This window comes from Micromonospora sp. DT68, from assembly GCF_049847245.1.
GTDB lineage: Bacteria > Actinomycetota > Actinomycetes > Mycobacteriales > Micromonosporaceae > Micromonospora > Micromonospora profundi.
On the sequence record NZ_JBNCNZ010000008.1, the window covers coordinates 248,597 to 275,481 of the forward strand.

Genomic DNA, 26,885 nt, shown 5'->3' on the forward strand with positions numbered 1-26,885 from the left:
CCGGTGCCGGGCCGGCTCGTCGCACGTCTCGCCGCCGCCGCGCTGCGGCTGCCCGTGACCCGCCCCGGCCCGGTGCGCGTCACCCGCGACATCCCCGTCCGGGTCCGCGACGGCGTGGTGCTGCGCACCGACCACTACGCGCCTGCCGACGAGAACGCGCCAACAGTGCTGATCCGCACCCCGTACGGGCGGGGTGGACCGTTGCGGCTGCTCGGCCGGCTGCTCGCCGCGCGCGGCCAGCACGCGGTGATCCAGTCCTGCCGGGGCACGGGTGGCTCGGGCGGGACGTTCGCGCCGCTTGTGCACGAGCGCGACGACGGGGTGGACACCCTCGACTGGCTGCGCCGCCAGCAGTGGTGGTCGGGAGCGCTCGGCATGTTCGGCGTCAGCTACCAGGGCTTCGCCCAGTGGGCGCTTGCCGACGACGCGGGCGACGACCTGCGCGCGATGGTCGCCGTGGTGACCGCCTCGGCCACCAGGGACTCGACGTACGCGGGGGAGTCCTTCGCCCTGGACACAGTGCTGACCTGGGCGGAGCTGCTGCACGCGCAGACAGTGCCGTGGCTGGCCCGGCAGTGGGAGCTCAAGCGCGGGCAGCCCCGACTGGCCGCCGCGCTGGAGCACCTGCCCCTGGCCGGCGCGGACCGGGTCGCCACCGGCGCCACCATCGGGTTCTTCCAGGAGTGGCTGCGCCACCACACGCCGGACGCCGCGTACTGGCGGACCCGGGTGTTCACCGACCGGGTGGCCCGGGTGCGGGCGCCGGTGCTCATGGTCACCGGCTGGCACGACATCTTCCTGCCCGCCCAACTCGACGACCACGCCACCCTGCGCGCCGCAGGCGCCCGGCCGCGCCTGGTGATCGGCCCGTGGACGCACGGCAGCCCCGGCCTGTTCGTGGCCGCGATACGGGAGGGGCTGACCTGGCTCGACGAGCACCTGCGTACACCGCCGGGCGGCCCGTCGCGCCGCGTCGGAGAGGCGCCGGTCCGGCTGTACGTGAGCGGCGCCGACGGCGGCTGGCGGGACCTGCCGGACTGGCCGCCACCGGCCGTCGACACGGCATGGCACCTGCACCCGCACGGTGAGCTGGCCGTACGCCCACCTGTCCCGTCGCCGCCGGACGAGTTCCGCTACGACCCGGCCGATCCCACCCCGTCACTCGGTGGGCCGCTGCTGGTCGCGCAGCGGGCCGGCCCGGTGGACAACAGGCGCGTCGAGGCCCGGACCGACGTGTTGACCTACACCAGCGCCCCGCTGGCCCGGCCGGTCGAGGTGATCGGCCCGGTGCGCGCCGAGATCCACGTCCGCTGTGAGCTGCCGTACCTGGATGTCTTCGTTCGACTGTGTGATGTGGACCGTCGGGGGCGGTCCTGGAACGTGTGCGACGGGTTGGTGCGGGTCGCGCCAGGGCGGTTCCCGGCGGATCCGTCCGGCGCGGTGCGGGTTCCGGTGCCCCTCTGGCCTACCGCGTACCGGTTCGCGGCCGGCCACCGGTTGCGCGTGCAGGTCTCCGGTGGCGCGCACCCGCGGTGGGCGCGTAACCCGGGCACCGGCGAACCCCTCGGCGCGGCGGTTACGCTGCGTGCCGGCCAGCGGCAGATCCTGCATGATCCCGAGCATCCCTCGGCGGTGCTGTTGCCGACCGTCCACACTGGTGCGCGTGCGTCACGAATCTGACTGTAACCCCTGTGAGCTGTGCGTTTGTCCAAAGTGCGAGCTAGGTTTGGCCCAACGCCCGGCGCCGTGCACCAGTAGGTCGGGCTCGCCAAAGCCCCGCACCGTGTACGCGGTGTGACGTCGTGCCCGGCCCCCGTTCACTGAAAGGGGGACCCCATGACCCGGGCCCCGGCTAACCTGTTGGCCGTTCGAAGCCTGCTCCTCACCCATCTGGACGTCGACCCGAAGACCTCCCGCGCCGCCGACCTGGAGCCGGCCGAGGTCGGGATCGTCGGTGACTCGGCCCATCGCGGCGGCTACCACTGCGGATCGGACCGGGTGGTCACCAACGACTACTCGGTGGTGGAGTCGTCCCGGGACCGGACCGGCCTGACCCTCGACGCGGCGGCGCTCGACGTCGGCGGCTTCGAGGTCCGCTCCGGCGGCCGTACGCACACACTGGCCAGCTTCTCGGCCTGGTGTGTGGGGCAGTGTGCCGCGAACGCGGCAGACACCCGGGACATCCGCGAAATCATCTACAGCCCCGACGGAAAGACCGTGAAGCGGTGGGACCGGCTCGGCAAGCGCACCACGGGGGACGACTCGCATCGCTGGCACACCCACTTCAGCTTCTTCCGTGACGCGATCAAGGCGGGTCGCGACCAGCGGCCCCTGTTCCGCCGCTACCTCAGCTCCATCGGACTCCTGGAGGACGACATGACCCCCGAAGAGCACAACTGGCTGGCCACCATCCACAAGAACCTCACGGTCCTCGACGGCCGCAACCCGATCGGGCAGGTCTACCTGCGGCTGGCGGAGGGGCGGGACGACACCGGCGCTCCGGTGACCGGCCACCCGAACCTCAAGAGCCTCGGCGTGCAGTTGACCGCGCTGCAGACCGCGCTCAGCTCGTTGTCGGGGCGTGACTTCGCCGACGAGCCGGCGATCGTCAGGGGGGTGCTGGCCGGGCTGACGCCGGAGAAGATCGCCGCGGCCATCCCGCCCACGATGGCCAAGCAGGTCGTCGACGAGTTGGCACGGCGCCTCGCCGCCTGAGGCTGGCACCTCTTCACGAGATCCGCAACGACCATTGAGCAAGAAGTCTTGCGCAATGGTTGTTGCGGATGTGATGCTGGCCGCATGCAGAGCCCCGACGTACGCCACGTCACCGACTCGCGGGTGCTGGCCGCCATGTCCCACCCGCTGCGCCGCCGACTGATGGACGTGCTCAAGGTGCACGGGCCGTCCACCGTCGGCATGCTCGCCGACCGCACCGACCAGGCGCCCGCGAACGTCAGCCATCACCTCAAGGTGCTCGCCGCCGCCGATCTCGTCACCGAGGCCCCCGAGCTGGCACGGGACCGCCGCGAGCGGTGGTGGCAACTGGTCACACGGGGGGTGCGCTGGTCCAACACCGACTTCGACGCCGACCCGGCAGCCCGGGCGGTCGCCGACGCCGCCACCTCGCTCAACCTGGACCGGCACGTCGCCCTGGCCCGGGCGTGGCACGCCGCCGACGAGTCCGCGCAGGCCGCCTGGGCCGACGCGCCGTTCTCCACTGACCGCTGGCTGCACCTCACGCCTGACGAGCTGGCCGCGTTGAGCCGCGAGATGATCGAGCTGCTGGCGCGCTGGGGCGACCGTGACATCCCCGACGACGGGGTCGAACGGCAGCCGGTGTTCGTGTTCGCCTACGGCGTGCCGGCCCGGCCGTGACCACCGCCACCCGCACCGATCGCGAGCCGCCCGGCGGGCTGCTGCGGCACCGGGACTTCCGGCTGCTCTGGGCCGGCCAGGCGGTCAGCAGCATCGGCAGCAACGTCACCACTGTCGCCCTGCCGCTGGTCGCCGTGGCAGTGCTCGACGCCGGCACCTTCCAGGTGGCGGTGCTCACCGCCGCCGCCTGGGCGCCCTGGCTGTTGATCGGGCTGCCGGCCGGCGCGTGGGTGGACCGACTGTCACGTCGACCGGTGCTTGTTGCCTGCGACGTGTTCTGCGCACTGGCGTTTCTCAGCGTGCCGCTGGCCGCCGTGGCCGACCTGCTCACGATCGGGCACCTGCTGCTCGTGGCGGCCACCGCGGGCACCGCCCGGGTGTTCTTCGAGACCGCCCACCAGGTCTACCTGCCGGTGTTGCTGCGCCCCGACCAACTGCCCGAGGGCAACGCGAAGCTGCACGGCACCCAGACCGTGAGCAACGTCGCCGGTCCCGGTCTCGCCGGCCTGATCGCCCAGGTCGTCGGTGCCGTCGCCGCGCTGCTGCTGGACGCGCTCACGTTCCTGCTCTCCGCAGCCTTCCTGCTGCGCATCCGCACCGTCGAGACGCGCCCGGACAGGCCGAAGGCATCCCCGTCGCTGTGGCGGGACGTCGCCGAAGGGTTGCGCTTCGTCGCCCGCGACCCGTACCTGCGGGTGCTGACGGTCTTCGGCGCGGCCAGCAACATCGGGCTGACCGGCTACCAGGCGGTCCTCGTGGTGTTCCTGGTACGCGACCTGCGGCTCGCGCCGGGCGTGGTGGGCCTGCTGGTCGCCGTGATGAGCGCCGGCGGAATCATCGGTGCGTTGCTGGCCACCATGGTGGGTCGGCGCTTCGGCACCGCGCGGGCCCTGCTGATCGGGGCGGTGCTCACCGGCCCGCCCGCGCTGCTCATCCCGCTCGCCGGGCCCGGCCCCGGGTTGGCCTGGCCAGCCCTCGGCGGCCTGCTGATCGGGCTCGGTGTGACAATCGGCAACGTTGTCAAGGGCAGCTTCCGGCAGACGTACACGCCGCACCACCTGCTCGGCCGCGTGACGGCGAGCATGCACCTGCTCAACTACGGCGCGATCCCGCTGGCGGCCGTGCTTGCAGGCGCCCTCGGGGCTCGGTACGGCGCCGGGACAGCAATCAGCGCGATGACCGCCTGGTTGGCGCTCACCCCGCTGATCCTGCTGATCGGGCCAATCCGGAGGCGGCGGGACCTGCCCGCCGCCCCGGCGTCTTGAGTGCGCTGCGACGGCGGCCGGAGACCGGCCACCGTCACCGGCACGGAGCTACATCGGGCGGACGTTGTCCGCCTGCGGGCCCTTCTGCCCCTGGGTCACCTCGAACTCGACCTTCTGGCCCTCGTTGAGCTCCCGGTAGCCGCTCGAAGCGATGGCGGAGTAGTGGACGAACACGTCCGGCCCTCCACCGTCCTGCTCGATGAAGCCGAAGCCCTTTTCCGAGTTGAACCACTTAACCGTGCCGGTTGCCATGCATCTCTCCCTGTTCAAAGCGGCTGACCACCGACCTGTGGCCGATGGTCGCCCGTACCTGTTCGACAGTAACGGGCGAAACCCGGTTCTGCCGGCCGAAGTGCCGTAGGTGTTTCGGTGAACTCGGGTGAACTCTGCGCGGCGGCATGTGAAACCCGCCCCCGCCATCCTCCACTGGGGCATGCTTGCGCCGATGAAAGGTGCCGCAGCCGCCGCGCTGTCCGAGCTGGAGCGCGAGATCGACGCGCCCGGCGACGGCCTGGACCGGCTCCGGTTGATGCCCACTCCGTTCGTCCCCGAGGTGCGCCTGCACCTGGCCGAGGACGCCATCGTGTGGTGGGCCCGGATGGAGGCAGCGGTCGGTCACGCACTGCCCCCGCCCTACTGGGCCTCCGCCTGGGCCGGTGGCCAGGCCCTGGCCCGGCACCTGCTGGACCATCCCGAACTCGCCGCCGGCCGCAGGGTCCTCGACCTGGCCGCCGGCTCGGGGCTGGTGGCAATCGCCGCCGCGCTCGCCGGCGCGGTCCGGGTCGTCGCCAACGACATCGACCCGTACGCCGTGGCGGCCGTCACGATCAACGCCCGAGCCAACCGGGTCGACGTCGACGCCAGCGGCGACGACCTGCTCGACGACGCCGACACCGAGGCGGACCTGGTGGTCGCCGGGGACGCCTTCTACAGCCGCGCCATGACGGCCCGGGTGCTGCCGTTCCTGCAACGGGCCGCCGCCGCCGGCGCCGACGTGCTCGTCGGCGACCCCGGCCGGGGGCACCTGCCGGCGGACGGGTTGACGGTGCTTGCCGACTACCCGGTGCCCACCACCGAACCGTCGGTGGACTCGTCGCTGCGCCACGTACAGGTGCTGCGCCCCACCTGAGGCCGCCTCAGGGGTGACCCCTAGGCCGATACCAGGGCGCCGTGGGGGCTGCGACCGGATGTCCATCGTGGTCTGGCGGCCATAGCGTACGCAGCATGACGCAATGGCTGGCTGAGGTCGGGGAACTGCCCATCGGCGTGCTGATGGGTGCCCTCGGGCTGGTCATGGTCTTCGACGCCGTACCGCTGCTGGGCGTCGTCGTCCCCGGTGACGTGGCGATCCTGGCAGCCGTCGGGGTGGGCCGACCGGCCACCGGGCTGGCCACCTTCGCGGCAGTCCTGACCGGCTGCCTGGCCGGCTGGTCGCTGAGCTTCCTCGCCGGCCGCCGGTACGCCGGACACCTGCGCCGCAGCCGGGTCGGCACCTGGATCGGCGAGTCACGCTGGAGCGCGGCGGAGGGCATCCTGCACCGCGGCGGCGGCGCGATGTTGATGGTCGCGCCGTTCCTGCCGGTGTTCAACGCGCTGCTGCCCCTGGCCGCGGGCGGGCTGCGGATGTCGTACCGGCGGTTCCTCGGCTGCGCGACCGTCGGCGGGGCGGCCTGGGCCGGGCTCTACCTGGCGCTTGGCACCGCCTCCCGGTCGCTGGCCGGGCTGCTGCCGGGGTCGCCCAGCCCGCTGCTTGTCACAATGGCGGTCGGGCTGGTGCTGGCCGCCGTCGTGCTGCTGGGCGCACGGCGGCGGCTGCGCGTGGTCTGAGTCGTCCCGCCGGCCCGTCCGGGGTCACCAGCCCCGGGCGCGCCACTGTGGCAGGGCCGGACGCTCCGCCGCGAGGGTGCTGTCGTTGCCGTGGCCCGGGTAGAACCACGTCTCGTCGGGGAGCCTGTCGAACAGCTTGTGCTCGACGTCGTCGATCAGCGCGGCGAAACGCTCCGGGTCCTTGTCCGTGTTACCAACGCCACCTGGGAAAAGACTGTCGCCAGTCCAAAGGTGCGGTGTGCCGTTCGGGTCGCGGTAGAGCAGCGCGATCGAACCCGGCGTGTGCCCCTTGATGTGGATGACCTCCAGCGCGCAGTCACCCACAGCGACGGTGTCGCCGTCGGCGAGATGGTCGGCCTCGATCGGCAGCCCGGCGGCGTCGTTGGCGTGCACCAGAGCCCGCGCACCGGTCTTGGCCACTACCTCCTCCAGCGCCACCCAGTGGTCCATGTGTTGGTGGGTGGTCACCACGGTGGTCAGCCCGCCGTCGCCGATCAGCTCCAGCAACCGCGGCGCCTCGTTGGCGGCGTCGATGAGCACCTGGTCGCCGGTGCGGGTGCACCGCAGCAGGTAGGCGTTGTTGTCCATCGGGCCCACCGACAGCTTGCTGATGGTGAGTCCGTCGAGCTCTCGTACCGCTGGCGCGCCGCCCGAGGTGACGTCTCCGGTGTAGGTCATGAGGTGTCTATATCCATTCCGGTGGAGTTGGCAGTGGGCCGTCCGGTGCGACGGTGAGTGTGTGGCCGAAGTCCCGGCCGGTCAGCCAGGCGGCCAGGTCGGAGGCCGGCCCGCTTACTGTCGGCGCGCCGGCCCGGTCCCCGATGACGAGATCGTGCTGGCTGCCGTCGAAGCGCAGCACCATCGACGGCGGGGTCGGCCCGTCGGCGTGATGGCTGGCCGCCTCGCGCAGCAGCCGGTGGGCGAACGCCTCCGACCAGTCTGCGGGTCGGTAGTCGGCGGCCAGGTCGAGGTGGTGCACCTCGATTTCGCGCAGGCGGCCCCAGACGAGCAGGGCAGCCGGCCACGGGCCCCGACGCGCGCGTACCGTCGCACCCCACGCCGCCGCCGGCATCGCGTCGACCGCCTCGGCGAACCGGTCCGCGCTGCGCCGCAGGTCGTCCAGGTGCTCGGCGGGCGGGCGGTCGGCCCCGGCCTCGATGTCCGCCGTACGGGCGGCCAGCGAGGCGTACATCGGCAGCGGCTCCCCGGTGCGGGCCGCCGTGAGCAGGTTGACGAAGCCGTCCGCGTTGCGGGCCAGATGTGCCAGCACATGGCCGCGCGACCAGCCCGGCAGCAGGGACGCCGCCGCCAGGTCGGTGGCGTCGAACGAGGCGGCGGTACGCATCAGCCGTGTGGTGGCCGCGTCCACCTCGCCCATCAGCAGCAGCGGATCCGTGGTCACGCGTCGACCCTAGCGGTCCGTCGGCGCGCCGTCGCCGGGGAAATCGCTTTCGGCGCGTCGGCCAGCGCCCTACCGTCGGCGCCATACGCGGCACCGGACGTCGAACGGAGGTGGTGTTCATGCCGGACGTGGCACGCGTGTTCCGCCATCACCAGCTTCGACACCGATGAGGATGACATGACGATCGATCTGACCGCCCTCGGCTGGGACGCCGACCGGGCGGAGTACGCCGCACGACGTGGCGAGCACCACCCGGGCCGGGTCGCCCGGGTGGACCGGGGGGTCTGCACGGTGCTCACCGCCGCCGGCCCGGTCCGGGCCAGCCTCGGCCCGGCGGTGCTCACCGCCGCCGCCCAGGATCCCTCCGCGCTGCCCTGCGCGGGCGACTGGGTGCTGCTCACGCACTGGCCGGACCGCCGGATCACGGTGGCCGCCGTGCTGCCCCGGCGGGCCGCGCTGATCCGCCGTACCGCCGGCAAGGACGCCAGCGGCCAGGTGCTGGCCGCGAACCTCGACGCCGCCGCGGTGGTCGAGCCCGTACACCCGGAGCCGGACGTCGGCCGCATCGAGCGGCTGCTCTCGCTGGCCCACGAGTCCGGCGCGCGACCGCTCGTGGTGCTGACGAAGGTCGACCTCGCGGGCGACCCCGGCGCACTGGCCCGCCAGATCGCCACTGTGGCGCCCGGGGTGCCGGTGCTTCCGGTAAGCGCCGAGCGCGGCGTCGGGCTGGAACCGCTGCGCGCCGAGGTGGCGCCCGGCCGCACGCTGGGCCTGCTCGGCCCGTCCGGTGCCGGCAAGTCGAGCCTGGTCAACGCCCTCGCGGGGACCGTGATGATGCCGACACAGGCGATCCGGCGGGTCGACGGCAAGGGCCGGCACACCACTACCTGGCGGGCCCTGGTGCCGATCCCGGGCGGCGGGGCGGTGATCGACACGCCCGGCGTGCGGGCGGTCGGCCTGCTCGACGGCGTGGCCGGGCTGGACCGGGCGTTCGCCGACATCGCCGGGCTGGCGCAGGGCTGCCGGTACGCCGACTGCGGGCACGACGGTGAGCCGGCGTGCGCGGTCCGGGACGCGCTGCGTACCGGGGAACTGTCCACGCGGCGGTGGGAGAGCTGGCGGCGGTTGCAGGGGGAGGTGGCCCACGAGAGCCGTCGCCGGGAGTCGCGGCTGGCCGCCGAACGGCGCGGCGGTTGGCGCGCGGCCCGGCGCAGGGCCGTCCGCCCGCCGTCGCCCGGCGGCTACTGACGGGTGGCCGGCGCCGTCGCGGGTCGGCGCGGGATGGTGGCCGACGTGGCTGTGGGTCGATGCGGCCGACCGCGCTGAGCTGGGGGAATGTGCGGGCGAGGGAAACTGTCGTACCTCGGGGCTAGAGTTGCCGAGGCGCGTTTTCCGCGCCCGCACGACCGCTCGGAATCATCGCAGAGCGGGACAGAACCCTCCGCTTCACCTTCATCCGGGAGTACACGCACTGTGGCCGACCGACTCATCATCCGTGGCGCGCGCGAGCACAACCTGCGTGACGTCAGTCTCGACCTGCCCCGGGACGCACTCATCGTGTTCACCGGGTTGTCCGGGTCGGGCAAGTCGAGCCTGGCCTTTGACACGATCTTCGCCGAGGGCCAGCGGCGCTACGTGGAGTCGCTGTCGTCGTACGCCCGGCAGTTCCTCGGCCAGATGGACAAGCCCGACGTCGACTTCATCGAAGGGCTGAGCCCTGCCGTCTCGATCGACCAGAAGTCGACGTCGCGCAACCCGCGCTCGACCGTCGGCACCATCACCGAGGTCTACGACTACCTGCGTCTTCTCTACGCCCGCATCGGCGAGCCGCACTGCCCGGTCTGCGGCGAGCGGATCTCCCGGCAGAGCCCACAGCAGATCGTCGACCGGGTCCTCGCCATGGCCGAGGGCACCAAGTTCATGGTGCTCGCCCCGGTGGTACGCGGCCGTAAGGGCGAGTACGTCGACCTCTTCGCCGAGCTCCAGGCCAAGGGCTACGCCCGGGCCCGGGTCGACGGCGTGGTGCACCCGCTGACCGAGCCGCCGAAGCTCAAGAAGCAGGAGAAGCACACCATCGAGGTGGTGATCGACAGGCTCACCGTCAAGCCGAGCGCCAAGCAGCGGCTGACCGACTCGGTCGAGGCCGCCCTGGGCCTGTCCAGCGGCCTGGTGCTGCTCGACTTCGTCGACCTGCCCGAGGACGACCCGGAGCGGGAGCGCCGCTACTCCGAGCACCTGGCCTGCCCCAACGACCACCCGCTGGCCATCGAGGATCTCGAGCCTCGGGTCTTCTCCTTCAACGCGCCCTACGGCGCCTGCCCGGAGTGCACGGGCCTGGGCACCAAGAAGGAGGTCGACCCGGAGCTGCTGGTGCCCGACCCGGAGCGCAGCCTGCGCGAGGGCGCGATCCAGCCCTGGTCCACGGGGCACAACCTGGAATACTTCCTGCGCCTGCTGGAGGCGCTCGGCGAGGCCCAGCACTTCGACGTCGACACGCCCTGGCGGGCGTTGCCGGCCCGCGCGCAGAAGACGATCCTGCACGGCTCCGACGACCAGGTGCACGTGCGCTACCGCAACAAGTACGGCCGCGAGCGCTCCTACTACACCGGCTTCGAGGGTGTGGTGCAGTGGATCGAGCGCCGGCACTCCGACACCGAGTCCGAGTGGTCCCGCGACAAGTACGAGGGCTACATGCGCGACGTGCCGTGTGCGGCCTGCGGCGGCGCGCGGCTCAAGCCCGAGGTGCTGGCGGTCACACTTGCCGGCAAGAGCATCGCCGAGGTCTGCAACCTGTCCGTGGGGGAGTGCGCCGACCTGCTCGCGGGCATCGAACTGACCGACCGGCAGAAGATGATCGCCGAGCGGGTCCTCAAGGAGATCAACGCCCGGCTGCGGTTCCTGCTCGACGTCGGCCTTGACTACCTCTCCCTGGACCGGCCGGCGGGCACCCTGTCCGGCGGCGAGGCGCAGCGCATCCGGCTGGCCACCCAGATCGGCTCCGGCCTCGTGGGTGTGCTCTACGTGCTGGACGAGCCGTCGATCGGGCTGCACCAGCGCGACAACCACAGGCTGATCGAGACCCTGATCCGGCTGCGCGGGCTGGGCAACACGCTGATCGTGGTGGAGCACGACGAGGACACGATCCGCACCGCCGACTGGATCGTCGACATCGGCCCGGGTGCGGGCGAGCACGGCGGCAAGATCGTGCACAGCGGCTCGGTTCCGGCGCTGCTGAAGAACAAGGAGTCGATCACCGGGGCGTACCTGTCCGGGAAGCGGTCGATCCCGACGCCGAAGTCGCGCCGCCCGCAGGACGCGGCCCGCGAGCTGGTGGTGCACGGGGCGCGGGAGCACAACCTGCGCAACCTGACTGTGGGCTTCCCGCTGGGTCAGTTGATCGCTGTCACCGGGGTCAGCGGTTCGGGCAAGTCGACGCTTGTCAACGACATCCTCTACGCGGTCCTGGCCAACCAGATCAACGGCGCCCGGCTGGTGCCCGGCCGGCACACCCGGGTCTCCGGTCTGGAGCACGTGGACAAGGTCGTCGGCGTGGACCAGTCGCCGATCGGCCGCACACCGCGCTCCAACCCGGCCACCTACACCGGGGTCTGGGACCACGTCCGCAAGCTCTTCGCCGAGACCACCGAGGCCAAGGTGCGGGGGTACGGGCCGGGCCGGTTCTCGTTCAACGTCAAGGGTGGCCGCTGCGAGGCGTGCTCCGGCGACGGCACCATCAAGATCGAGATGAACTTCCTTCCCGACGTGTACGTCCCCTGCGAGGTCTGCAAGGGCGCCCGGTACAACCGGGAGACCCTCGAGGTGCACTACAAGGGCAAGACCGTCTCGGACGTGTTGGAGATGCCGATCGAGGAGGCCGCCGAGTTCTTCTCCGCCATCCCGGCCATCCACCGGCACCTCAAGACGCTTGTCGACGTCGGTCTGGGCTACGTACGCCTCGGTCAGCCCGCGCCGACTCTCTCCGGCGGTGAGGCGCAGCGGGTCAAGCTGGCCTCCGAGCTGCAGAAGCGCTCCACCGGGCGGACGGTCTACGTGCTCGACGAGCCGACCACCGGCCTGCACTTCGAGGACATCCGCAAGCTGCTGATGGTGCTCGAAGGGCTCGTCGACAAGGGCAACACGGTGATCACCATCGAGCACAACCTCGACGTGATCAAGACGGCCGACTGGCTGATCGACATGGGCCCCGAGGGCGGGCACCGGGGCGGCACAGTGCTCGCCACCGGCACCCCGGAGGAGGTCGCCGAGGTGCCTGAGAGTCACACCGGTCAGTTCCTGCGCGGCGTGCTCAAGCTCGACGGCGAGGCCAAGGGCGCGGCGGCGGCCACCACCCGCGCCGCCAAGGCCAACGGCACCACCAAGGCGCGGGCCAGCCGTAAGGTGGCGGCCGCCGCGCGCTGAGCGCACCTGTCGGGGGCGGGTTCCGGCGCTGGCTCACACACGCCGATCGTGGCGTGCCGTGAACCGGCCCGGTCCGCCCCCGTTCCATTCCCGAGTCGGCCGATGCGGCGATGAACCATCCGGCACAGTTGCCCGTGTGGAGAAGTATGGCCGGCTCTTCGGCCGGCCGGCGGGCTACAGAGAGGCGAGGCATGAGTGACGATCAGGCGCTGACCGGTCCAGGTACGCAGACCCGACGGGCTCTGCTCACCGGCGTCGGGGCGGCCGGCGCAGCCGTCGTCCTGGCTGCCTGCGGCAGCGACGACACCGGCGACGGCGCCACCCCCGCCCCCACCAGCGGCGGCCCGGCAGTGCCGAGCACCGGCGACGCCGGCGGCGGCAACCGGCAGGACGCCCAGTCGCTGGCCACCACCGCCGACATCCCGGTCGGTGGCGGCAAGATCCTCGCCGCCGAGGGCGTGGTGATCACCCAGCCGACCGCCGGGCAGTTCAAGGGCTTCAGCCCGATCTGTACGCACCAGAACTGCCCGGTGTCGAACATCGACGGCGGCACCATCAACTGCACCTGCCACGGCAGCAGGTTCTCGATCGAGGACGGCTCGGTGAAGGCCGGCCCGGCCACCAAGCCGCTGCCGCCTAAGAACATCAAGGTCACCGGGGACCAGATCTCGCTGGCCTGATCGCCGGGCTTCGCCCCGTTGGCGCGTACCCCATGGGGTTGGGTTTGATCGACTCGCGGCCTGGGGCGTCGGGGTGTCCGGTGACCTGCGGACATCCCGACGCACCCGGACACGAGTGGATCTAGTGCCGGCGGTGGGTGTCGGTGGTGCGGACTAGGCTTGTCGGCGTGGCTGACCCCTCGACCTACCGTCCCGCACCCGGCACCATCCCGGAGTCGCCGGGGGTCTACCGATTCCGCGACGGCACCGGCCGAGTGATCTACGTCGGCAAGGCGAGAAACCTGCGCAGTCGGCTCAATTCCTACTTCGGCGACATCTGGAACCTGCACGAGCGCACCCGGCAGATGGTCACCACAGCCGAATCGGTGGACTGGATCACCGTCGGCACCGAGGTCGAGGCGCTCCAACAGGAGTTCACCGAGATCAAGCAGTACGACCCCCGCTTCAACGTCCGCTACCGCGACGACAAGTCGTACCCCTACCTGGCCGTGACCCTCGACGAGGAGTACCCCCGGCTACAGGTGATGCGCGGCGCCAAGCGCAAGGGCGTGCGCTACTTCGGCCCGTACTCGCACGCCTGGGCCATCCGGGAGACCCTCGATCTGCTGCTGCGTGTGTTCCCCGCCCGGACTTGCTCCGCGGGGGTGTTCAAGCGCGCCGGTCAGGTCGGCCGCCCCTGCCTGCTCGGCTACATCGGCAAGTGCTCGGCGCCCTGCGTCGGCAGCGTCTCCGCCGACGAGCACCGAGCGATAGTCGACGGTTTCTGCGACTTCATGGCCGGGCGCACCGACACCATGGTCCGCAAGATCGAACGTGAGATGACCGAGGCGAGCGAGAAGCTTGAGTTCGAGCGGGCCGCCCGCCTGCGCGACGACGTGGCAGCGCTGCGCCGGGCCATGGAGAAGCAGACAGTGGTGCTCGGTGACGGCACCGACGCCGACGTGGTCGCGTTCGCCGACGACCCCCTGGAAGCCGCCGTGCAGGTCTTCCACGTCCGCGACGGCCGCGTCCGTGGCCAGCGCGGCTGGGTCGTGGAGAAGACCGAGGACCTGACCACCGGCGACCTCGTCCACCACTTCTGCACCCAGGTGTACGGCGGCGAGCAGGGCGAAACCGACGTACCTCGCGAGTTGCTGGTGCCCGAGCTGCCAGCGGACGCCGAGGCGCTTGCCGAATGGCTCAGCAGCCACCGGGGCAGCCGTGTGTCGCTGCGGGTGCCGCAGCGCGGCGACAAGCGGGCACTGATGGAGACGGTCGAGCGCAACGCCAAGGACGCGCTGGCCCGGCACAAGCTCAAGCGGGCCGGCGACCTCACCACCCGGGGCAAGGCACTGGACGAGATCAGCGAGGCGCTCGACATGCGCACCTCGCCGCTGCGCATCGAGTGCTTCGACATCTCGCAGATCCAGGGCACCGACGTCGTCGCCAGCATGGTGGTCTTCGAAGACGGGTTGCCCCGCAAGAGCGAATACCGACGGTTCATCGTCCGCGGCGCGACCGACGACCTCTCCGCGATGTCCGAGGTGCTGCGCCGCCGCTTCGCCCGGTACCTCGACGCGCGGGCCGAGACCGGAGAGGTGGGCGTGGAGTCCGCTGACGACCCCGCTGCCCCCGACGGCGAGGCCGATCCGCAGGTCGGCACCCTTGTCGACCCGACCACCGGCCGGCTTCGGAAATTCGCGTACCCGCCACAACTGGTGGTCGTCGACGGCGGTGCGCCGCAGGTCGCGGCCGCAGCGCAGGCGCTTGCCGACCTGGGCATCGACGATGTCGCACTGTGCGGCCTCGCCAAGCGGCTGGAGGAGGTCTGGCTCCCCGACGACGAGTTCCCCGTCATCCTGCCGCGCACCTCGGAGGGGCTCTACCTGCTGCAACGGGTCCGAGACGAGGCGCACCGCTTCGCCATCACGTTCCACCGTCAGCGTCGCTCGAAGCGGATGACCGAGTCGGCGCTGGACAATGTTCCCGGCCTCGGAGACGTACGCCGCAAGGCGCTGCTGCGGCACTTCGGTTCCCTTAAGCGGCTGTCCACCGCGAGCGTCGACGAGATCACCGAGGTGCCCGGGGTAGGCCGACGTACCGCCGAGGCGATCCTTGCCGCCCTCGACACGGGCAAGGGGTCCGCCAACGGCGCTGCTCCGGCAGACGACGCTGCTCGGGCAGACGACGCTGCTCGGGCAGACGGTGCTGCTCCGGCAGACGGTGCTGCTCCGGCAGACGGTGCTGCTCCGGCAGACGGTGCTGCCTCGACAAACGGCGCTGCTCGGGCAGACGGCGCTGCTCGGGCAGACGGCGCTGCTCGGGCAGACGGCGCCGTTCCGACAAACGGCGATGCTGCTCGGGCAGGAGGCGCTGCCTCGACAGGCGGCGCTGCTCCGGTGCCCGGAGGCGGGGCGGCGTCTGGTGTGGGGTGGCCCCTGCGGTGAGGTGACGCCTAGCGACGGGTGGCTCTCCTGGGGTGGCTTCTGCTGGCCAAGTGACGCCTGGCGGCGGTGGGCCTCCCGTTGTGAGCGTGCGGGTAGCGACGGACCTGCAAGACGCCCCCGTGCGCGCATCCGTGCCTGACAGTAGTCCGGGCGGATACCTCGCAAGGGGTGCATATCGGGCACTGGCGCAGGTGATCGACTCGCTTTCCTGGAAATCGCGGTGTCCCGGGCCGTCGGATGCCCCGATTTCCAGGAAGCCGAGTCGATCGTGGCCGGGCTTCGCCACGTATCAGCGTGCGGTGGCCGTTTTGTCCGGGTCGGGTTCGGGATTGGCCCTTGAATCTGTGTCGGTTGGGTCGCGTGGTTCGGATTGGGGTCGTTTGGGGTTGGGGTGGGGTGGTCGGCGGCACTGTGGCGGCGGAATGTTGGGCCGGGCCAGGCTGTTGTACAGGGGGTAACCGCGACAGGTCGCGGCCCCCGGCCGACGGCCCCCGGCGTCCGGGAACACCCACTCGGCCGGCACGGTTGCATCCCCTGGACCCCCGAGCAGCGCCTCCTCGAGGCCGTCGGACAAGGTCTGCCGGAGCGCGGTGGAATGACTCGCCGGCCCGGACGGTTACATCCCCCTGAACCACCGAGCAGCCCTAGCGGCCGCTCCCCGGTGGGTAGCCGGTGGGAATGATCCGCTGGCCGCCCCGGTTACATCTGGACCACCCCCCCGTGCAGGCCCCCGTCGTGTGGGTCGCCGGGTGAGATCCCCCTCGAACTTCTTCCCCCCTTGTCTCGTGCGTGCACCGTCCCCCTATTGGTGTGTCGCCGGGATGTCCCCCGAATGCAGAGGAGCACGCCATCATGCGTACCGATCTGATTCGTAAGACCGCTCTGACCGCTGCCGGCCTGGCCTTCACCGGAGGCGCTATCGCCGGCCCCATCACCACCGCCTACGCCGCCGACGCCAAGCCGGCCAGCCAGACGAAGACGCAGGGTAAGGGTGAGCGTCACCTCGACGTGCGCTACGAGGCCCAGCCGAACTTCTACTACTGCGGCCCCGCCGCGGCCCGCAACGCCCTGTCCGTGCAGGGCAAGGACATCAGCGTCGACGCCATGGCCAAGGAAATGGGCACCACCGAAGCCGGCACCGACAGCATCAACGACATCACCCCGGTTCTGAACAAGGAAACCGGTAAGAACGACGCCTACCGCTCGGTGGAGATCAGCACCCCCACCGCCGACGACAAGCAGACCGACAAGCTCCGCCACGACATCGTCAAGACCGTCGACGACGGCCGCGCCGTCGTCGCCAACATCGCCGGCACCACCACCGACACCAACGGTGGCGTGCACTCCTTCGAAGGCGGGCACTACATCAGCGTCGTCGGCTACCGCGACAACGGCACCACCGTCACCATCGCCGACTCCGCCAACCCCAACACCGCCTCCTACGACATCACCATCGACCACCTCGCCGACTGGATCGCCACCCGCGGCTACGCCACCAGCTGACACCACAACGCACGCACGACCGAAGGGCCGGACCCCCACACAGGGGACCGGCCCTTCGCCATGCCACCGCACCCAAGCAAGTACACCGCAACCCCAGGGCGGTGGCGGGCCAGCCGGCGGCGGACGGCTGCTCCACCAGCACCACGCAGGCCCGTCCTGGCGACGGGCCAGGTGGTGGCCGCTGGGCGCGAGGCACTGCCAGATGCCGGCGCGGGGGCAATGCCAACCGCCTGCGCGGGCGCCACGTCGTGGCCGCCGGACGTGGGCGGGCCGGTGGCGCGCGGTCGGACACGAGCGCCCGGGCGTGATCAGGCCGGGCTGGTTTCGGCGGCGAGGACGGTAAGGATCTGGTCGCCGTACTTGGCGAGCTTGTTCTCACCCACCCCGCTGACCCGTGACAGCTCGGCCAGTGAGGTGGGCGCGTCACTGGCGATCTGTCGCAGTGTGGCGTCGTGGAAGACCACGTACGCGGGCACGCCCTGCTCCTTGGCGGTCGCCGCACGCCAGGCGCGCAGTCGTTCGAAGAGCGTCGCGGCGGCCGGCGTCAGGTCGGCGACCACGGTGGCCGCGCCGCGCGGCTTCGACGAGCGACTCGACGTCGGCCGTTCCGGCTCGCGGCGCATCGTCACGACCCGTCGGCGGCCGAGTACGTCGGCGCTGGCCTCGGTGAGGGCCAGTGTGCCGTAGTCGCCCTCCACGGCGAGCAGCCCTTCGGCGAGCAGTTGCCGGACGACGCCGCGCCACTCGGCCTCGCTCAGTTCGGTGCCGATGCCGAACACGGTTAGGGAGTCGTGGCCGTACTGGCTGATCTTGTCGGTCTGTTTGCCGAGCAGGATGTCGATGCAGTGCCCGGCGCCGAACCGCTGGTTGCGTTCGCGGTCGAGGCGAAAGACTGTGGAGAGCAGCTTCTGTGCGGCGACGGTGCCGTCCCAGGACTCCGGTGGGTTGAGGCAGGTGTCGCAGTTGCCGCAGGCGGCCGTCGTGGTCTCGCCGAAGTATTCGAGCAGTTGGACGCGCCGGCAGCGCACCGTCTCGCAGAGCGCGAGCATCGCGTCCAGGTGTGCGGCGAGATTGCGGCGATGGGCGAGGTCGCCGTCGGACGTCTCGATCATTTTGCGTTGCTGGACGACGTCCTGGAGCCCGTACGCCAGCCAGGCGGTGGACGGCAGCCCGTCGCGGCCGGCGCGGCCGGTCTCCTGGTAGTAGCCCTCGACCGACTTGGGCAGGTCGAGGTGGGCGACGAAGCGGACGTCGGGCTTGTCGATGCCCATGCCGAAGGCGATGGTGGCCACCATTACCAGGCCGTCCTCGCGCAGGAAGCGCTGCTGGTTGGCGGCGCGGGTGGCCGCGTCCAGCCCAGCGTGGTAGGGCAGGGCGGCGATGCCGTTGGCGGTGAGGAACTCCGCCGTCTTGTCCACCGAGGCGCGGGACAGGCAGTAGACGATGCCGGCGTCGCCGGGGTGCTCGTCGCGCAGCAGAGCCAGGATCTGCTTGCGGGGCTCCCGTTTCGGCACGATCCGGTACTGGATGTTGGGCCGGTCGAAGCTGGCCACGAAGTGCCGGGCGTCGTCGAGCTTGAGCCGGGTGGCGATCTCGGTGCGGGTGGCGCTCGTCGCGGTGGCGGTCAGCGCGATCCGGGGGACCTGCGGCCAACGCTCGTGCAGCATCGACAGCGCCAGGTAGTCGGGGCGGAAGTCGTGCCCCCACTGGGACACGCAGTGCGCCTCGTCGATCGCGAACAGGGAGATGCGGCCCCGGTCCAGCAGGGCGAGGGTGGAGCGGACGCCGAGCGCCTCCGGTGCCAGGTAGAGCAGGTCCAACTCGCCGTTGACGAAGGCGGCCTCGACCCGACGTCGGGCGTCGAGGGTCTGGGTCGAGTTGAGGAACCCGGCCCGGACGCCGACGGCGGTGAGCGCGTCCACCTGGTCCTGCATGAGCGCGATAAGCGGGGAGACCACGACGGCGACACCGTCGCGGACCAGGGCCGGGATCTGGTAGCACAGTGACTTGCCGCCACCGGTGGGCATGAGCACCAGCGCGTCGCCGCCAGCGACGACATGGTCGATGACCTCCTGCTGGAAGCCGCGGAAGGCGTCGTAGCCGAACACCCGGCGCAGCGCGTCCAGCGCGGCCTCGGCTCGCACGTCGGTGGGGGAAGCCATCCGCGGAGTCTACGAGCCCACTCCGACACCGCCCGTCCGGCGCACCCGGGGGAGCGTCGGGCGGGCGGGTTCCGCGGTCAGCCGGTTTGGCTGGACCGGTTGGCCAGCCCGCGCGGCGGGGCTTTCATCCCCACCACGATGTCGACGATCTCGATGTAGCGGGCTTTGCTGCCCATCCGGAACGCGGTGGCGGCCGCGTTGATCTCTTCGAGGGTGTCGCCCTCGACGATGGTGACCTGGTCGTAGCTGCCGTTCACCCCGGTGCAGACGACGTGGGTGAGTTGTTTGGCGAAGCGCGCCAGATCACGGGCGTGTTCGGCGGAGACCTCGTGGATGCCTTCGCGGCCCAGCGCGAAGTACTCCGGGCTGATCCGCATGAACAGGAAGCCGACGTATTTGTTCTTGTCCGCCAGATCGTGCATCGCACCCTCCAAAAGTGGTCTTGAGCTGCGGCGATCACCCAAATCGTATTGATGATTACTGATCGTTATCAAGGGGTGGTTTTGTCGGGAGGGCGACCTGCGGCCCGGTGCCCCGGTCGACCCGGCAGCGCGTGCCCGTCCGACCCCGGCCAGGGAGATAGAGTCGCTGATTGACCATTCGCGGCCGATGGCGGCCGCGGCGCCACGGCTTGGGGGTACGGGTGAGCGAGGGGCGCACAGTCGGTGACCGGATCGAGGACCCGGCGGTCACCGACGAGCAGTCGACAGCCGAGTCGGAAACCACCCTCGTGGTGGTCACCGGGCTCTCCGGCGGTGGCCGCAGCACCGTCGCGCGGGCGTTGGAGAACGTCGGCTACTACGTGGTGGACAACCTGCCGCAGGCGTTGATGCTGGACATGGCCGAGTTGGCGTTCAAGGCCGGTGGCGCGGCCCGGCGTACCGCGATGGTGCTTGACGTGCGCTCGCGCGCGTTCTCCACGGACCTGGCCGGGGCGATCCGTGAGCTCAAGGAGCGCGGCTTCTCGCCCCGGGTGGTGTTCGTCGACGCCGATGACGAGGTGCTGATCCGGCGGTTCGAGAGCGTCCGGCGTTCGCACCCGTTGCAGGGCGACGGGCGGCTCGCCGACGGCATCGCCGTGGAGCGTGGGCTGCTCGAGGAGGCCCGCGACCAGGCCGACGTGATCATCGACACGAGCCACCTCAACGTCAACCAGCTTCGTCGGCGCATCGAGGAGTTGTTCGGCGGCGAGGACGCCCGCCGCCTGCGGCTCACGGTGCTGTCGTTCGGCTTCAAGTACGGCCTGCCGCCGGACGCCGACTTCGTGCTGGACGCCCGGTTCCTGCCGAACCCGTACTGGGTGCCGGAGTTGCGCGAGCACACCGGGCGGGAGGAGGCGGTAAGCGCGTACGTGCTCGGTCAGGAGGGCGCGGACGCGTTCGTCGCCTCGTACGCCGACCTGGTCAACGCCACCACCACGGGCTTCGAGCGGGAGGGCAAGCGGTACCTCACCGTGGCTGTGGGCTGCACCGGCGGCAAGCACCGCAGCGTGGCCATCGCCGAGGAACTGGCAAGCAGGCTGCGCCACTCCGGGCTGGCGGCCAACGCCCAGCACCGCGACCTGGGGCGCGAATGACGGCGCGCCGGGTGGTGGCGTTCGGCGGCGGTCACGGGCTCTCCGCGTCGCTGCGCGCGCTGCGCCACTGCGCCCCCGAACTCGACCTGGACATCACCGCAGTGGTGACCGTCGGTGACGACGGGGGGTCCAGTGGTCGGCTGCGCGCCGCGCGGGGCGGTCTGCCTCCGGGTGACCTGAGGCAGGCGCTTGTCGCGCTGGCCGGCGACCATCCGGCCACCCGCCGCAGCGCCGGGCTGTTCCAGCACCGCTTCGCCGCCGCCCCGGCTGTGGGCGTACCCCAGACGGGCGGGACAGCCCGGAGCCCGACGGCGGCCGACGGCCTCGACCCCGACGGGCTGGCCGGGCACGCGGTGGGCAACCTGGTGCTCTGCGGCCTGATGGAGCTGCTCGGGGACCCGGTGGCGGCGTTGGAGCACGCCGGGGCGATGCTCGGCGCGGTGGGGCGGGTGCTGCCGATGTCCCGCCAGCCGGTCGGCATCGAGGCACGGGTACGCGGCGCGGACCCGTCCGCTCCGGACGAGGTGTGCACGGTACGCGGACAGCACCAGGTGGCGGTCACCACCGGCCGGGTCGAGTCGCTGCGGCTCACCCCGGCGGCCCCGGCGGCCTGCGCCGAGGCTCTCGCGGCGATCGGCGCGGCGGACTGGTTGATCTTCGGGCCGGGGAGTTGGTACACGAGTGTCCTGCCGCACCTGCTGGTGCCGCAGTTGGCCGATGCGATCGTGTCCAGTTCGGCCCGGCGGCTGGTCACCCTGAACCTGGCGGCGGAGAAGGAGACCCTCGGGCTGTCCGTCGCTGATCATCTGGCGGCGCTGCACTGGTACCTTCCCGAGCTCAAGGTGGATCTCGTGCTCGCCGACGCCAAGGCGGTGGGTGACCCCGAACCGGTCGAACGTGCGGCAGAATCGCTTGGTGCCCGCCTGGTCCTCGCTCCCGTCGCCGTCGCCGACGGCACTCCCCGCCATGATCCGGCTGCCCTGGGCGCCGCGCTGGTGCCTGTCCTGGGTGCCGATCGTTAGACACGTACGTAATCTCCGGCGACACGCCGGAACAGGTCCGTGAGGGGACGCACAATGGCGATGACGGCCGCGGTCAAGGACGAGCTGAGTCGGGTCGACGTGCCCAAGCCCTGCTGCCGGCGGGCGGAGATGGCCGCCCTGCTGCGCTTCGCCGGTGGGCTGCACATCGTCTCCGGCCGCGTGGTGGTGGAGGCTGAGCTGGACACCGGGGCGGTGGCGCGCCGGTTGCGCCGGGAGGTCGCCGAGGTCTACGGCTATCCCAGCGAGATCCACGTGCTGGCCTCCGGCGGGCTGCGCAAGGGCAGCCACTTCATCGTGCGGGTGGTCAAGGACGGCGAGGCCCTGGCCCGGCAGACCGGCCTGCTGGACGTGCGTGGCCGGCCGGTGCGAGGGCTGCCTCCGCACGTGGTGGCCGCGAACGTCTGCTGCGCGGTGTCGGCGTGGCGCGGGGCGTTCATGGCGCACGGCTCACTCACCGAGCCCGGTCGGTCCAGCGCGCTGGAGATCACCTGCCCCGGCCCGGAGTCGGCGTTGGCGCTAGTCGGGGCGGCCCGCCGGATCGGCATCACCGCGAAGAACCGCGAGGTACGCGGGGTGGACCGGGTGGTGGTGAAGGACGGTGACGCCATCGCCGCGCTCCTCACCCGCATCGGCGCGCACTCCAGCGTGCTGGCGTGGGAGGAGCGTCGGGTACGTCGCGAGGTGCGGGCCACTGCCAACCGGCTTGCCAACTTCGACGACGCGAACCTGCGCCGCTCGGCGCGGGCGGCGGTGGCCGCGGCGGCCCGGGTGACGCGGGCGCTGGAGATCCTCGCCGACGAGGCGCCCAACCACCTGACCGACGCGGGCCGGCTGCGCCTGGAGCACCGGCAGGCGTCGTTGGAGGAGTTGGGGGCGCTTGCCGAGCCGCCGTTGACCAAGGACGCCATCGCCGGGCGGATCCGTCGGCTGCTGGCGCTTGCCGACAAGCGGGCCCGCGACCTGGGCATCCCGGATACCGAAGCTGCCGTCACGCCCGACATGCTCGTGGTCTGATAGGACGGTAGGGCCGCACGGTGCGCCCGGGAGCACGACCCGGCGCAGCGTGGTCCCGCACGCTCGGATATGGTCGCTGAGTACGGCAAGGGGGCCGACACAGGCACTCCTCGTCGTGCTCACCGCCTCGGGCGGTCAGGTCCTCAGACCGCGGCGGGGTGGCCGAGATGAACCGTCAACGGCCGGCTCCAGCGGTCGGCGCACACCACTTCGCCGGCCCGTTGTCGCAGCCGGCGGACCAGAACGCGAGGAGATGGGCCTGTGACCATCCGGGTTGGCATCAACGGCTTCGGCCGGATCGGCCGTAACTTCTTCCGGGCAGTGCTGGCGTCGGGCGCCGACGTCGAGGTCGTGGCGGTGAACGACCTGACCGACAACGCCACGCTCGCCCACCTGCTCAAGTACGACAGCATCCTCGGTCGCCTGCCGCACGAGGTCAAGGCCACCGCCGACGAGATCACCGTCGGTGGCAAGACCATCAAGGCGTACGCCGAGCGGGACCCGTCGAAGCTCCCGTGGGGTGACCTCGGTGTCGACGTCGTCATCGAGTCGACGGGCTTCTTCACCGACGCCACCAAGGCCAAGGCGCACGTCGACGGCGGCGCCAAGAAGGTCATCATCTCCGCTCCGGCGAAGAACGAGGACGTCACCGTCGTCATGGGTGTCAACCAGGACACCTACGACCCGGCGAAGCACACAATCATCTCCAACGCTTCGTGCACCACGAACTGCCTCGCCCCCATGGCGAAGGTCCTGCACGACACGTTCGGCATCCAGCACGGTCTGATGACGACGATCCACGCGTACACCCAGGACCAGAACCTTCAGGACGCGCCGCACTCGGACCTGCGTCGTGCCCGGGCCGCCGCGCTGAACATCGTCCCGACCTCGACCGGCGCCGCGAAGGCCATCGGCCTGGTGCTGCCGGACCTGAAGGGCAAGCTCGACGGGTACGCGCTGCGGGTGCCGATCCCGACCGGCTCGGTCACCGACCTGACCGTCAACGTGGGTCGCGAGACCACCGTGGACGAGGTCAACGCCGCGCTGAAGGCCGCCGCGGACGGCCCGCTCAAGGGCATCCTGGTCTACAACGAGGACCCGATCGTCTCCAGCGACATCGTCACCGACCCGGCGTCGTGCATCTTCGACGCGCCGCTGACCAAGGTCGTCGGCAACCAGGTGAAGGTCGTCGGCTGGTACGACAACGAGTGGGGCTACTCCAACCGCCTGGTCGACCTCGTCAAGCTGGTCGGTTCGTCGCTGTGAGCATCCGGACCCTCGACGACCTGCTCGCCGAGGGGGTGTCGGGTCGGCGCGTGCTCGTGCGCGCCGACCTGAACGTCCCGCTCGACAAGCAGACCGGTGACATCACCGACGACGGCCGGATCCGCGCGGTGCTGCCGACGCTCGGCGCACTTGTCGAGGCCGGCGCGAAGGTGGTCGTCTGCTCGCACCTGGGCCGCCCGAAGGGCAAGCCGGACGCGCAGTTCAGCCTCCGCCCGGTCGCCGGGCGGCTCGGTGAGCTGCTCGGCGCGCCGGTGCACTTCGCCACCGACACTGTCGGCGACTCCGCCCGCTCCACCGTGGAGGGCCTGGCCGACGGCCAGGTCGCCCTGCTGGAGAACCTGCGCTTCAACGCGGGGGAGACCAGCAAGGACGAGGCCGAGCGGGGCGCGTTCGCCGACCAGCTCGCCGCGTTCGGCGACGCGTACGTCGACGACGCGTTCGGCGCCGTGCACCGCAAGCACGCGAGCGTCTACGACGTGCCGGCGCGGCTGCCGCACGTCGCGGGTCGACTTGTGCTGCGCGAGGTCGAGGTGCTCTCCACGCTGACCAGCGAGCCCGAGCGGCCGTACGTGGTGGTGCTCGGCGGGTCGAAGGTCTCCGACAAGCTGGCGGTGATCGAGGCGCTCCTGCCGACTGTCGACCGGCTGCTCATCGGCGGCGGGATGTGCTTCACCTTCCTCAAGGCCCAGGGCCTGGAGGTGGGCACCTCGCTGCTGGAGGAGGACATGGTCGAGACCTGCCGCAACCTGCTGGAGCGGTCCTCGGGCAAGATCATGCTCCCGGTCGACGTGGTTGTCGCTGACGCGTTCGCGCCGGACGCCGCGCACGACACGGTCCGCGTCGACGGCATCCCGAGTCACCGGCTCGGCCTCGACGTCGGCCCGGAGACGGTAGCCGGGTTCGCCGCCGCGCTGTCGCAGGCGAAGACCATCTTCTGGAACGGCCCGATGGGCGTGTTCGAGATGGCGGCGTTCGCGAACGGCACCCGAGGCATCGCCGAGGCGATCACCAAGGCCGACGCGTTCAGCGTCGTCGGTGGCGGTGACTCGGCGGCGGCCGTGCGTGCCCTCGGGCTGGACGAGTCGAGTTTCAACCACATCTCCACCGGAGGCGGCGCCTCCCTGGAGTATCTCGAGGGCAAGGCCCTCCCCGGCATCGCGGCCCTGGAGAACTGAATGGCGAGCACGACCCGCCGGCCGTTGATGGCCGGCAACTGGAAGATGAACCTCAACCACCTCGAGGCCAACCTGCTGGTGCAGAAGCTGGCCGCGAGCCTCAACGAGAAGCAGCTCACCGACGTCGAGACGGTGGTCCTGCCGCCGTTCACCGACCTGCGCACCGTGCAGACCGCGGTGGACGGCGACAAGCTGCTGATCGGCTACGGCGGGCAGGACCTGTCCCCGCACGCCGGGGGCGCGTACACCGGGGACATCTCCGGCTCGATGCTCGCCAAGCTCGGCTGCACGTACGTGGTGGTCGGGCACTCGGAGCGGCGGGCGTACCACCACGAGGACGACTCGGTGGTCAACGCCAAGGTCAAGGCGGCGCTCACGCACGGCCTGACCCCGATCCTGTGCGTGGGGGAGGGGCTGGACATCCGGGAGCAGGGCACCCACGTGGCGCACTGCTCACAGCAGCTCGACGGGGGCCTCGCCGGGCTCACCGCCGAGCAGGTCCGTCAGGTCGTGATCGCGTACGAGCCGGTGTGGGCGATCGGCACCGGCAAGACGGCGACCCCGGAGGACGCCCAGGAGGTCTGCGCGGCGGTCCGTCAGCGGGTGGCGGAGCGCTTCGACCAGGAGACCGCCGACCAGGTGCGGGTCCTCTACGGCGGGTCGGTCAAGGCGTCGAACGCCGCCTCGATCATGGCCCAGCCGGACGTGGACGGGGGCCTGGTGGGTGGCGCCAGCCTGGACGCTGAGGAATTCGCGCAGATCTGCAGGTTCCCGGAGCACATCGCTCGCTGATCGCTCGCTATCCTGGACACCGCCCGTCCGCCGGTCGGTGCCGCCGTGCCCGATCAGACCGGGCGAGGATCGCTACGAGAGGACTTCCCCCAGTCATGCCGATCTGGTTCGCATACGTGTTGATCGTGCTGCTGACGATCACCAGCATTTTGCAGATCCTGCTGATCCTGCTGCACCGCGGCAAGGGCGGCGGTCTGTCGAGCATGTTCGGCGGCGGCGTCAGCTCCAGCCTCGCGGGCTCGTCGGTGGCGGAGAAGAACCTGGACCGCTACACCGTCCTGGTGGGGATCATCTGGTTCGCCTGCATCGTCGGGTTGGGGCTCTGGCTCCGCCTCCAGATGAGCGGCGTTGCCTGAGCAGGCTCGCGAAGTCGTACAATCTGCGCGCGGTTCGTCACTCGACGGGCCGCGCGCAGGCTTTTCTCCGCTGCACACCGCGTCGCCCGCCGCCCATCCCTGACGGCTGCGGGTCCCCTCCGACGACAGGAGCGAGCAGCCGTGCCGAATGGCAACGTCATCCGAGGAGCCCGGGTCGGGTCCGCACCGATCCGCCCGGACGAGCGACACCATCCCGCCCCGCGCCGGGACGTCACCTACTGGTGCCGCAACGACCACCGAACCGACATCCGGATCGCGGCGGAGGCTGCGGCGCCCCCGGTGTGGGACTGCCCGCGCTGCGGCCTCCCCGCCGGGCAGGACGAACAGAACCCGCCCGGTCGGGTCCGCGCCGAACCGTACAAGAGCCACCTGGCGTACGTGAAGGAGCGGCGTACCGCCGAGGAGGGTGAGGCGCTGCTGGCCGAGGCCCTCGCCGCGCTGCGCCGCCGCCGAGGTGAGTGAAAGGAAGGGCCCCTTATTAACGCCTTGGGTTCTAGGGATCGTTGCAACGCCTGACCTGATCAGGGGTTGCAGTGTTCGAGATCCGTGGGGATCGCCGGCC

General features: G+C 71.2%; 22 protein-coding genes and 2 pseudogenes. 19 read left to right on the forward strand and 5 right to left on the reverse strand.

Going from position 1 to position 26,885, the window contains the following annotated elements:
- The first annotated feature begins 3 nt into the window (after positions 1-3).
- From ACPXB1_RS17635 to ACPXB1_RS17650, 4 genes are all read left to right on the forward strand, one after another.
- Entirely contained in the window at positions 4-1,680 is a 1,677-nt protein-coding gene (locus ACPXB1_RS17635; RefSeq protein ID WP_355632283.1) for a CocE/NonD family hydrolase, read from the forward strand.
- Between the two features lie 156 nt (positions 1,681-1,836).
- Entirely contained in the window at positions 1,837-2,715 is an 879-nt protein-coding gene (locus tag ACPXB1_RS17640; protein WP_355594322.1) for a hypothetical protein, read from the forward strand.
- An 84-nt stretch (positions 2,716-2,799) separates the two neighbouring features.
- Complete coding sequence (locus tag ACPXB1_RS17645; protein WP_355594324.1) at positions 2,800-3,375, forward strand: ArsR/SmtB family transcription factor; 576 nt, start codon at positions 2,800-2,802, stop codon at positions 3,373-3,375.
- Positions 3,372-4,640, forward strand: coding sequence for an MFS transporter (locus ACPXB1_RS17650; protein ID WP_355594326.1), 1,269 nt, complete (start codon positions 3,372-3,374; stop codon positions 4,638-4,640). Before ACPXB1_RS17645 ends, ACPXB1_RS17650 begins: the two co-directional genes overlap by 4 nt.
- Before the next feature lie 48 nt (positions 4,641-4,688).
- Here the strand turns inward: ACPXB1_RS17650 and ACPXB1_RS17655 are convergent, their stop codons facing one another.
- Complete coding sequence (locus ACPXB1_RS17655) at positions 4,689-4,892, reverse strand: cold-shock protein (protein WP_007462771.1); 204 nt, start codon at positions 4,890-4,892, stop codon at positions 4,689-4,691.
- A 193-nt stretch (positions 4,893-5,085) separates the two neighbouring features.
- Here ACPXB1_RS17655 and ACPXB1_RS17660 point away from each other — a divergent pair, with 193 nt between their 5' ends.
- Both ACPXB1_RS17660 and ACPXB1_RS17665 read left to right on the forward strand, forming a co-directional pair.
- Positions 5,086-5,769, forward strand: coding sequence for a class I SAM-dependent methyltransferase (locus ACPXB1_RS17660; RefSeq protein WP_425735533.1), 684 nt, complete (start codon positions 5,086-5,088; stop codon positions 5,767-5,769).
- Between the two features lie 95 nt (positions 5,770-5,864).
- Positions 5,865-6,529, forward strand: a pseudogene (locus ACPXB1_RS17665) (DedA family protein); the annotation flags it as partial.
- On the opposite strand, the gene ACPXB1_RS17670 reads toward ACPXB1_RS17665, so the two are convergent.
- Positions 6,492-7,145 (reverse strand): MBL fold metallo-hydrolase, encoded by a 654-nt coding sequence (locus ACPXB1_RS17670; protein WP_355594332.1) that lies wholly within the window; start codon positions 7,143-7,145, stop codon positions 6,492-6,494. The pseudogene ACPXB1_RS17665 and the gene ACPXB1_RS17670 overlap by 38 nt on opposite strands.
- 7 nt (positions 7,146-7,152) lie before the next feature.
- Positions 7,153-7,869: a maleylpyruvate isomerase family mycothiol-dependent enzyme gene (locus ACPXB1_RS17675; protein ID WP_355594334.1), complete on the reverse strand. Its 717-nt coding sequence runs from the start codon at positions 7,867-7,869 to the stop codon at positions 7,153-7,155.
- A 177-nt stretch (positions 7,870-8,046) separates the two neighbouring features.
- On the opposite strand from ACPXB1_RS17675, the gene rsgA reads away from it, so the two are divergent.
- The 5 genes and pseudogenes from rsgA (at position 8,047) to ACPXB1_RS17700 (ending at position 16,897) form a co-directional block, all read left to right on the forward strand.
- On the forward strand, positions 8,047-9,117 hold the full coding sequence (gene rsgA, locus ACPXB1_RS17680; protein WP_355632286.1) for a ribosome small subunit-dependent GTPase A: 1,071 nt from the start codon (positions 8,047-8,049) through the stop codon (positions 9,115-9,117).
- 225 nt (positions 9,118-9,342) lie between these two features.
- Complete coding sequence (gene uvrA / locus ACPXB1_RS17685; protein WP_355632289.1) at positions 9,343-12,288, forward strand: excinuclease ABC subunit UvrA; 2,946 nt, start codon at positions 9,343-9,345, stop codon at positions 12,286-12,288.
- Between the two features lie 191 nt (positions 12,289-12,479).
- Entirely contained in the window at positions 12,480-12,968 is a 489-nt protein-coding gene (locus ACPXB1_RS17690) for a Rieske (2Fe-2S) protein (RefSeq protein WP_053658296.1), read from the forward strand.
- A 167-nt stretch (positions 12,969-13,135) separates the two neighbouring features.
- A pseudogene (uvrC, locus tag ACPXB1_RS17695) lies at positions 13,136-15,094 on the forward strand (excinuclease ABC subunit UvrC); the annotation flags it as partial.
- Between the two features lie 1,152 nt (positions 15,095-16,246).
- The gene (locus tag ACPXB1_RS17700) at positions 16,247-16,897 is read left to right on the forward strand and encodes a C39 family peptidase (RefSeq protein ID WP_355594432.1); all 651 of its coding nucleotides are present in this window, start codon (positions 16,247-16,249) and stop codon (positions 16,895-16,897) included.
- A gap of 308 nt (positions 16,898-17,205) precedes the next feature.
- Here the strand turns inward: ACPXB1_RS17700 and recQ are convergent, their stop codons facing one another.
- Positions 17,206-19,059: a DNA helicase RecQ gene (gene recQ, locus ACPXB1_RS17705; protein WP_425735534.1), complete on the reverse strand. Its 1,854-nt coding sequence runs from the start codon at positions 19,057-19,059 to the stop codon at positions 17,206-17,208.
- Between the two features lie 77 nt (positions 19,060-19,136).
- Positions 19,137-19,481, reverse strand: coding sequence for a hypothetical protein (locus ACPXB1_RS17710; protein WP_355594344.1), 345 nt, complete (start codon positions 19,479-19,481; stop codon positions 19,137-19,139).
- A 251-nt stretch (positions 19,482-19,732) separates the two neighbouring features.
- Between ACPXB1_RS17710 and rapZ the strand changes: the two genes are divergently transcribed.
- The 8 genes from rapZ to ACPXB1_RS17750 all read left to right on the forward strand — a co-directional run bounded on the left by rapZ (position 19,733) and on the right by ACPXB1_RS17750 (position 26,785).
- Complete coding sequence (rapZ, locus tag ACPXB1_RS17715; RefSeq protein ID WP_355594534.1) at positions 19,733-20,635, forward strand: RNase adapter RapZ; 903 nt, start codon at positions 19,733-19,735, stop codon at positions 20,633-20,635.
- Positions 20,632-21,657, forward strand: coding sequence for a gluconeogenesis factor YvcK family protein (locus ACPXB1_RS17720; RefSeq protein WP_425735535.1), 1,026 nt, complete (start codon positions 20,632-20,634; stop codon positions 21,655-21,657). Before rapZ ends, ACPXB1_RS17720 begins: the two co-directional genes overlap by 4 nt.
- A 54-nt stretch (positions 21,658-21,711) precedes the next feature.
- Positions 21,712-22,692 carry a DNA-binding protein WhiA gene (whiA, locus tag ACPXB1_RS17725; RefSeq protein WP_053656981.1) on the forward strand — a complete coding sequence of 327 codons (981 nt, stop codon included), beginning with the start codon at positions 21,712-21,714 and terminating at the stop codon, positions 22,690-22,692.
- A gap of 261 nt (positions 22,693-22,953) precedes the next feature.
- The gene (gap, locus tag ACPXB1_RS17730; protein ID WP_053656983.1) at positions 22,954-23,958 is read left to right on the forward strand and encodes a type I glyceraldehyde-3-phosphate dehydrogenase; all 1,005 of its coding nucleotides are present in this window, start codon (positions 22,954-22,956) and stop codon (positions 23,956-23,958) included.
- Positions 23,955-25,154, forward strand: a complete 1,200-nt coding sequence (locus ACPXB1_RS17735) for a phosphoglycerate kinase (RefSeq protein ID WP_425735536.1) — start codon at positions 23,955-23,957, stop codon at positions 25,152-25,154. The genes gap and ACPXB1_RS17735 overlap by 4 nt, the downstream gene beginning before the upstream one ends.
- Positions 25,155-25,946, forward strand: coding sequence for a triose-phosphate isomerase (gene tpiA, locus ACPXB1_RS17740; RefSeq protein WP_355594350.1), 792 nt, complete (start codon positions 25,155-25,157; stop codon positions 25,944-25,946).
- Between the two features lie 95 nt (positions 25,947-26,041).
- The gene (secG, locus tag ACPXB1_RS17745) at positions 26,042-26,302 is read left to right on the forward strand and encodes a preprotein translocase subunit SecG (protein WP_355594352.1); all 261 of its coding nucleotides are present in this window, start codon (positions 26,042-26,044) and stop codon (positions 26,300-26,302) included.
- Between the two features lie 141 nt (positions 26,303-26,443).
- Positions 26,444-26,785 carry an RNA polymerase-binding protein RbpA gene (locus tag ACPXB1_RS17750; protein ID WP_167943346.1) on the forward strand — a complete coding sequence of 114 codons (342 nt, stop codon included), beginning with the start codon at positions 26,444-26,446 and terminating at the stop codon, positions 26,783-26,785.
- Positions 26,786-26,885 lie beyond the last annotated feature (100 nt).

Coding starts and splice junctions, on each gene's coding strand:
- ACPXB1_RS17640 (WP_355594322.1), top strand. CDS start 1,837: ATGACCCGGGCCCCGGCTAACCTGTTGGCCGTTCGAAGCCTGCTCCTC.
- ACPXB1_RS17645 (WP_355594324.1), top strand. CDS start 2,800: ATGCAGAGCCCCGACGTACGCCACGTCACCGACTCGCGGGTGCTGGCC.
- ACPXB1_RS17655 (WP_007462771.1), bottom strand. CDS start 4,892: ATGGCAACCGGCACGGTTAAGTGGTTCAACTCGGAAAAGGGCTTCGGC.
- ACPXB1_RS17660 (WP_425735533.1), top strand. CDS start 5,086: ATGAAAGGTGCCGCAGCCGCCGCGCTGTCCGAGCTGGAGCGCGAGATC.
- ACPXB1_RS17670 (WP_355594332.1), bottom strand. CDS start 7,145: ATGACCTACACCGGAGACGTCACCTCGGGCGGCGCGCCAGCGGTACGA.
- rsgA (WP_355632286.1), top strand. CDS start 8,047: ATGACGATCGATCTGACCGCCCTCGGCTGGGACGCCGACCGGGCGGAG.
- ACPXB1_RS17690 (WP_053658296.1), top strand. CDS start 12,480: ATGAGTGACGATCAGGCGCTGACCGGTCCAGGTACGCAGACCCGACGG.
- ACPXB1_RS17700 (WP_355594432.1), top strand. CDS start 16,247: ATGCGTACCGATCTGATTCGTAAGACCGCTCTGACCGCTGCCGGCCTG.
- recQ (WP_425735534.1), bottom strand. CDS start 19,059: ATGGCTTCCCCCACCGACGTGCGAGCCGAGGCCGCGCTGGACGCGCTG.
- ACPXB1_RS17710 (WP_355594344.1), bottom strand. CDS start 19,481: ATGCACGATCTGGCGGACAAGAACAAATACGTCGGCTTCCTGTTCATG.
- ACPXB1_RS17720 (WP_425735535.1), top strand. CDS start 20,632: ATGACGGCGCGCCGGGTGGTGGCGTTCGGCGGCGGTCACGGGCTCTCC.
- whiA (WP_053656981.1), top strand. CDS start 21,712: ATGGCGATGACGGCCGCGGTCAAGGACGAGCTGAGTCGGGTCGACGTG.
- tpiA (WP_355594350.1), top strand. CDS start 25,155: ATGGCGAGCACGACCCGCCGGCCGTTGATGGCCGGCAACTGGAAGATG.
- secG (WP_355594352.1), top strand. CDS start 26,042: ATGCCGATCTGGTTCGCATACGTGTTGATCGTGCTGCTGACGATCACC.